Source organism: Pseudoduganella sp. RAF53_2, from assembly GCF_052113985.1.
GTDB lineage: Bacteria > Pseudomonadota > Gammaproteobacteria > Burkholderiales > Burkholderiaceae_D > Rugamonas.
The window spans coordinates 1-5,986 of the sequence record NZ_JBFRDW010000364.1 but is presented as its reverse complement, the minus strand read 5'-3'; the positions used below and the strand labels follow the sequence as shown (position 1 = coordinate 5,986).

Here is a 5,986-nt window from a genome sequence, read left to right as displayed (position 1 = left end):
GGTGTGGGAGGAGATGTCGCGTGCGTACGCGCATGGGGCGGACCGGATGTGGATCGCTAATGTGGGCGATTTGAAGCCTGCGGAGATCGGGACGGAGTTCTTCCTGCGTCTGGCGTGGAATGTGGACGCATGGGGCGCTGACGCGCAGCCGGTCTTCCTGCAGGAGTGGGCGCAGCGGGAGTTTGGGGCGGCGCTGGGGCCGGAGATTGCGGGCATCATGGGCGAATATTACCGGCTCAATTTCAGACGCCGTCCGGAGCACTTGCAGTGGTGGCTGCCGAAGGAGGCTCGCAAGCCTAATGATTTGCCTTCCGGCGAGGTTGATGTGCGGCTGGCTGATTTCGCGGCACTGCGCCTGCGGGTCGAGGGCTTACGTGCAGCCTTGCCCTCCGCCGCGGCGGACGCGTTCTTCGAACTGGTGGAGTATCCGGTGCTGGTGTCTGCGCTGAGCAATGAGCGCTTTTTTGAGGGAGAGCGCGGCAGGGCAGACGTGGCGCTTGCTGCCGATGCGGCGCTTGAACGGTTGAATGTGCGCTGGAACAGGCTCGCGGGTGGGAAATGGCGCGGAATGATGTCTGCCGAGCCGGCAGATGCGCAATGGCAGTCCATGCGCATTGCGAAGTGGACGTTGCCGGCGTCCGATGCGGGCCGTGTGCCGGCTGCAGGCGTATCGGGCGCCAGCATGCGGTTCGCTGCGGATGCGTTCCTGCGGCGGGCTGACGGCGAAGGTGTGGCGTGGGGGCGTGTGCAGGGGCTTGGAAAGACGGGCGGGGCGGCGGTCGCCATACTTCGGTCCGACGCGGCGCACGCTGCCGAGGCAAATGCGCGGCTGGAATATGAGGCCGATTTGCCTGCGGGCGAAGTCGAGGTGCGCATTCACATGTTGCCGACGTTTCCAGCTGCTGGACAGATGCGTGTTGGCGTGGCGATGGATGGGCAGCAGCCGCAATTTGTTGGCGTCGAGGCGCCCGATGGCGGCGCGGCGTGGACGCAGGGGGTGCTCAATAATGACCGTGTCGCCAGCGTGAAGCTGCACATCGCCGCGGCGGGGCGGCATACCATCAGCGTATGTGGTGCCGATGTGGGGCTGGTGATCGATAGCCTGGAATTTGTCCCGGCGCGTAATGACGCGCATGGGCCAGAAAGGTGAGCGCGGAAGGCGCTGTCGCCAGCGTTGACGCGGTAAGTGATTGGCTGCGGAGCGGCGGTCAGGCGGCGGTCAGGCGGCGCCGCCCGGCGGGCCGCTTCCGGGACCGCCAACGGGACCACCGGGACCACGGCCGGCGCGGGGCGCGCGTCCGCTGCCGGCGGCGTTGCTGCCGAAGCGGTAGGAGAGGCCGAAGTAGATCAGGCGGCCGTCGGAGCGGCGGGAGATGGTTTCGTCGAGGATGCTGGTTTGCGTGACGGTTTCAATGCGGTTCTGGTCGAACAGATCGGTCACGTTCAGCACCATGTTCAGGGCTGGCGTCAGCGTATGGCGCAGAGTGAAGTTCACCGTCGAATTGGGCTTGCGGTAGCCCTGGCCGGACAGTGTGCGTCCCTGTGCCTGCAGCGTGACCTGCATCAGGTCTGCATCGGCTACCTGATAATTGACGCGCAATTTGCCGCTCAGCGAAGAAGCAGTGCGCTGCACCAGCGAGCCATCCTGATCGAGGAAGCGGTTTTCGCGCTGCGACAGGTTGCTGCTGAAGTTTAGCGAAAGCCCCGGCATGACCTTGCCGCTCATGGTGAATTCCAGTCCGCCCGCATGGCTATTGCCGACGTTCTCGCGCGTGGTCAGCAGCACTGTATCGCTAATGAAGTATTTGCGGTCCAGGATGGAATCCGTATCGCGGCTGAAGTAGGCGCGCAGATTGGTTTCCAGCCCGGCGAGCTTGGTCTCGTAGCCCAGTTCCACGGAATCGGTCTGGGTCGGCTTCAGGCGTGGGTTGCCTGACGAGACGTTGAATTCGTCGCGGTACACCACAAACGGATTCAGATCGTTGGCCGCCGGGCGCTTGATACGATGCGCATAAGCGAAGCGGAGATTGGTTTCTTCTCCTGCCTTGTAGCTGGCGAAGAAGCTCGGAATATAGTTGATATAGCGATTGGTGGCCAGGACATTGGTCGTCAGCTGATTGATGTCCATATCCGTGTATTCGGTGCGCAGGCCGCCCAGCACGCCCCAGCGTTCGCCCAGCCTCAGCTGGTAGGATGCATACAGCGCATACACCTTCTCATTCAGCACAAAGCGGTTGCTGCGCTGAGTGTTGAGCGATTCGTATAAGGTGTATGGATCAATATTGGTGTACTGCGTATTGAAGCTGTTACGATTCCCGGAAATTTTGTAACCCAGTTTCAGCAAACCCTCATCATCGGGACGTTCGTAATCGCCCGTGAAATCGGAGATGCGCGTACTGGCGTCATACGCCTGCATGCTGTGCGTGTTCACCACGCCCGGATTCATCACGGCGTAGACGTTGGTGTAGTCGCTATTGCTGTCGTTGTCGGAACCGGTCACGCGCAAGTCCAGTTTCAGACTCTCGCCGGGGATCTTGCCCTTGTGGTCCCAGCGCGCTCCCCAGCCGTAATTGCGGCTGTTGCCATCGCGCTGAGTATTGCGCACGTAGTCGCCAACGAGTGCTTCCGCTTCGTCGAAAGTGCGGTAGCGGTCCTGCGAGTGCTGGTCGTTGCTGCGGTGCTGGTAAGAGGCACTGGCGCCCAGCGTGTCGTTCTGCCCGATGTTGTAGTTGACGCTACCATTCACGCCCTTCGAATCGTTCAGCCCTTTGGCAATCGAATCCTGGGTACTGTGGCTGGTGCTGCCGTCTGCTGGATCGATGCGATCGCGGACCGCTTCGCCAACCGAGTTTCGTCCATCACGGCGGAAGTTCACGCCGCCCTGAAAGCCCCAAAGCCCTTCGTTATAGCTGCCGTTGACCGCGGCATTCTTGCGGCCGGCGATGCCCGTGTTTGCGTTGACCACGCCATAGCCGCCCGGACGGCGATTGCGGCGCATGACGAGATTGATGATTGGACCACCGCCCGCCTCGTTGCCGAACTGGGCGCCGGGGTTGTTGATCACCTCCACCGAGTCGATATCTTCGGCCGGAATAGCATTCAGCGCGGCGCCGCGGTTATCGCCCTGCAGCATGGCCGAGGGCTTGCCGTCGATGAGAATCTGCACATGGGTGCTTCCGCGCAGGGAAACCGTGCCGTCGGGATCGACGGCTACCGATGGCACGTTGTTCAGCGCATCGGCGGCCGAACCATTGGTGCTCGAAACGTCCGACTTCACATCGTAGACCTGGCGGTCGATGCGATTGGTGGGGCGTTCCGCCGATACGGTCACGCTGGCCATATCGTTATCGGCCGCAGAGGAGGAGGGCGCCGGTGGCGGCGCGGGCTTGGGCTCTTCCTTCTTTACCGTTGCTGGAACCGGCACAACGGGACCGCTGTTGGTCTGGGCTGATGCTGCGCTGGCCAGCATCAGCAGGCCAAGACCGATTTCCTTCTTCATGATTATTTTCCGGGCGCTTCGTAAAACTCTGCTTCAACGATCGACAGTACGCCGCGCGGCGCGCGATTGGCCCCCGTATCCGGCACGGCGTTCGGTTTCACCTCGGTGAGTTTCAGCGCGTCGCTGTCCACCGTGGCGCCAGTCAGTTCGACCTTGACGCTGCTGCCCTGGACGGGTTTGAGCGGCAGTGTAACGTAACCCAGGCTTTTTGGTGTGTCACCAGTCMATACTTCCTGACCGTCCACCGTGATGCGGATCGGGTAGCTGCGTTCACGCCAGCCGGACAGCTTGAAACTGGCCGCAGTCAGCGTGGCCGGGTGCTCCAGTTCATAGGAAATCCAGCGCTTGCCTGCTTCGGCGCTGCTGGTCCAGGCGGTTGTTTCGTCGTCGTCTATGGTCTTCACCGCCGCATTGTCGTTGCTGCCTGCGGACGTGCTCGCGATGCCGACGGATACGCGCGAAACACGGTAGGACGATCCGGCTGGTGTCGGCCCGCGTTTCAGGTATGCCGGCAGGCCATCCGCCGCCGATGTCGGTGCTAGCCCGCCGTTCTGCGACACAGCGTGCGAACGCAGCGTGACGGTCGCAGGCTGCAGGCCCTCGGCGGTAGCGCGCAGCGTGATTTCCCCTGCCTGCGCGGTGCTGCGAACAAGAACGCGATTCACGCCGCCTTCGACTGGCAGGGTGGTGGCGAGGATGTAATTATCGGGACCTTGTGCGATGCCGCCACGCCATTCCGCCGGACCTTCCAGCTTGAAGTTGACCATATTGAGCGCGATCGGATTGCGCTGGCCTTTGGCATCGACTGCTTCGACTTCGAACAGCGCCAGATCGGCGCCGTCGGCGCGCAAGCCGGAGGAGGCGGTAATGGCCTTCAGGCGCAGTGCAACGGGCTCTCCGGCAGTGCGCAGCGAGGTTTCGGTGACTGCTTTGCCGCTCGCATCGTAGCCGATGGCCTTCAGCTCGCCGGGCTCGTATGCCACGTCGGCGAAGGTATACAGGAAGCCAGCGCTCTGTGTACCCCGGCCCAGCGAGCGGCCATTGATGCGCAGTTCCACCGAGCTGGCGCTGGAGACGACGTTGATCGGCTTGTGTGTACCAGCAGCGTAATTCCAGTGGCCGATAATGTGGATGCGGGGCTGGTCCACATCCACCCAGCCGTCCCACATCACCTGATGGGCAAAGTAGCCGTCCTTCGGAATGCGCATGGCGTCCACTTCGCCGCTGCGGCGGTAGTTTTCAGCGCCGCGATGGTGGGTGTTCGAGTCGGAGAAGATGATGTTGACGCCGCCGCTGCTGACACGGYGCCCGGTGCCGGGACGTTCGGCGTAGTAGTCGTACCAGCGCAGCACGTCTTCGATGGCCTGCGTATCCTGGTTGCGGTTGTACGCGCTCGCATCCTGCCCCTTGTGCTGAGGGCCGTCGCCATTCTTGTGGAAAGGAGGGGAGAATTCGTCCCAGTTTTTGCGCAGTGCTTCGTCGCGCGAATATTCCATGGCCCAGAAAGGCTGGCGCGCGCTCTTGTTCACGTACAGCATTTCGCCGCCGTATTCGTTGAAACGGCTGCTCAGCATGTCGCGGCTGCCGGACGCGCGCCCGCCATGCGGATCGAACTGGTCGCGCAGTGCTTTCATCTCCTGCATGTGTTCATCCGAGATGCCGCGATTGCCGGATTCGTAGAACAGGATGCTGGGGCTATTGCGGTTGTAGATGATGGCGTCGCGCATGACGGCAATGCGCTGCTCCCAGCGGCGGCCCGTTACGTCAGCTTCGGAGTCTCCGGCCGGCATGGCTTCCATGATGCCGAGGCGGTCGAAAGACTCGACGTCCTGCTTCCATGGCGTGATGTGCATCCAGCGCACCAGATTGCCGTTGCCTTCCACAATCAGCCGGTTGCTGTAGTCGCTGAGCCATGGTGGTACGGACATGCCGATAGCGGGCCATTCGTTGGACGTGCGCTGCGCATAGCCGTGCACCTGGATCACGCGGTCGTTCAGCTTGACCATGCCGTTGTCGAATTCCGTTTTGCGGAAGCCGGTGCGGGTGCGGACGGTGTCCACCGCTTTGCCGTCGATTTTCAGCGTGGTGTCGACGTCATAGAGATAGCCGTAGCCCCAGCTCCAGAAATTCAGCTTGTCGACATGGCTGCTGGCTGCGATTGTGCCGGTAGCGCCTGCGGCCAGGGTCTGTTTGGGCCCCGTGAATGTGGCCACGTTCTTGCCTTCGCGGTCGCGGATCTGCACCTCGTAACTGAAAGTGCGCGGCTGGGCGTATTCGTTCCTGACTTGCGATTCGGCGTGGATGGTGGCAGTGCGCGATGCGATGTCGATGCCTTTGGCGTAGACGTAGATGCCGGTTGTACCGAGCGAGGAATACAGGGGCAGGGTCTGATACAGCTTGCCGGTGAGGTGCAGGCGCACGTTTTTCGGGATGCCGCCGTAGTTGGCGTTGAAGTTTTTGTCCGACCACTGGAAACGCTGGCCGGTG

The 5,986-nt window shown here is 62.2% G+C and carries 3 protein-coding genes; 1 reads left to right on the top strand and 2 read right to left on the bottom strand.

All coding sequences use genetic code 11. The annotated features are described in order from the left end of the window. A partial coding sequence (locus AB4Z11_RS20090) for a glycosyl hydrolase 115 family protein (protein WP_442027179.1) occupies window positions 1–1,150 on the top strand: 1,150 nt, incomplete at its 5' end. 69 nt (window positions 1,151–1,219) lie between these two features. Here AB4Z11_RS20090 and AB4Z11_RS20085 read toward each other — a convergent pair. Together AB4Z11_RS20085 and AB4Z11_RS20080 are read right to left on the bottom strand one after the other, a co-directional pair. Then, window positions 1,220–3,499, bottom strand: a complete 2,280-nt coding sequence (locus tag AB4Z11_RS20085) for a TonB-dependent receptor domain-containing protein (protein ID WP_442027178.1) — start codon at window positions 3,497–3,499, stop codon at window positions 1,220–1,222. A 2-nt stretch (window positions 3,500–3,501) separates the two neighbouring features. Further along, window positions 3,502–5,986, bottom strand: a 2,485-nt coding sequence (locus AB4Z11_RS20080; protein ID WP_442027176.1) for a DUF4982 domain-containing protein, incomplete at its 5' end; no start/stop codon positions are given.

Excerpts from the sequence above, each read along its gene's own strand:
- AB4Z11_RS20085 (WP_442027178.1), bottom strand. The coding sequence starts at position 3,499 with ATGAAGAAGGAAATCGGTCTTGGCCTGCTGATGCTGGCCAGCGCAGCA.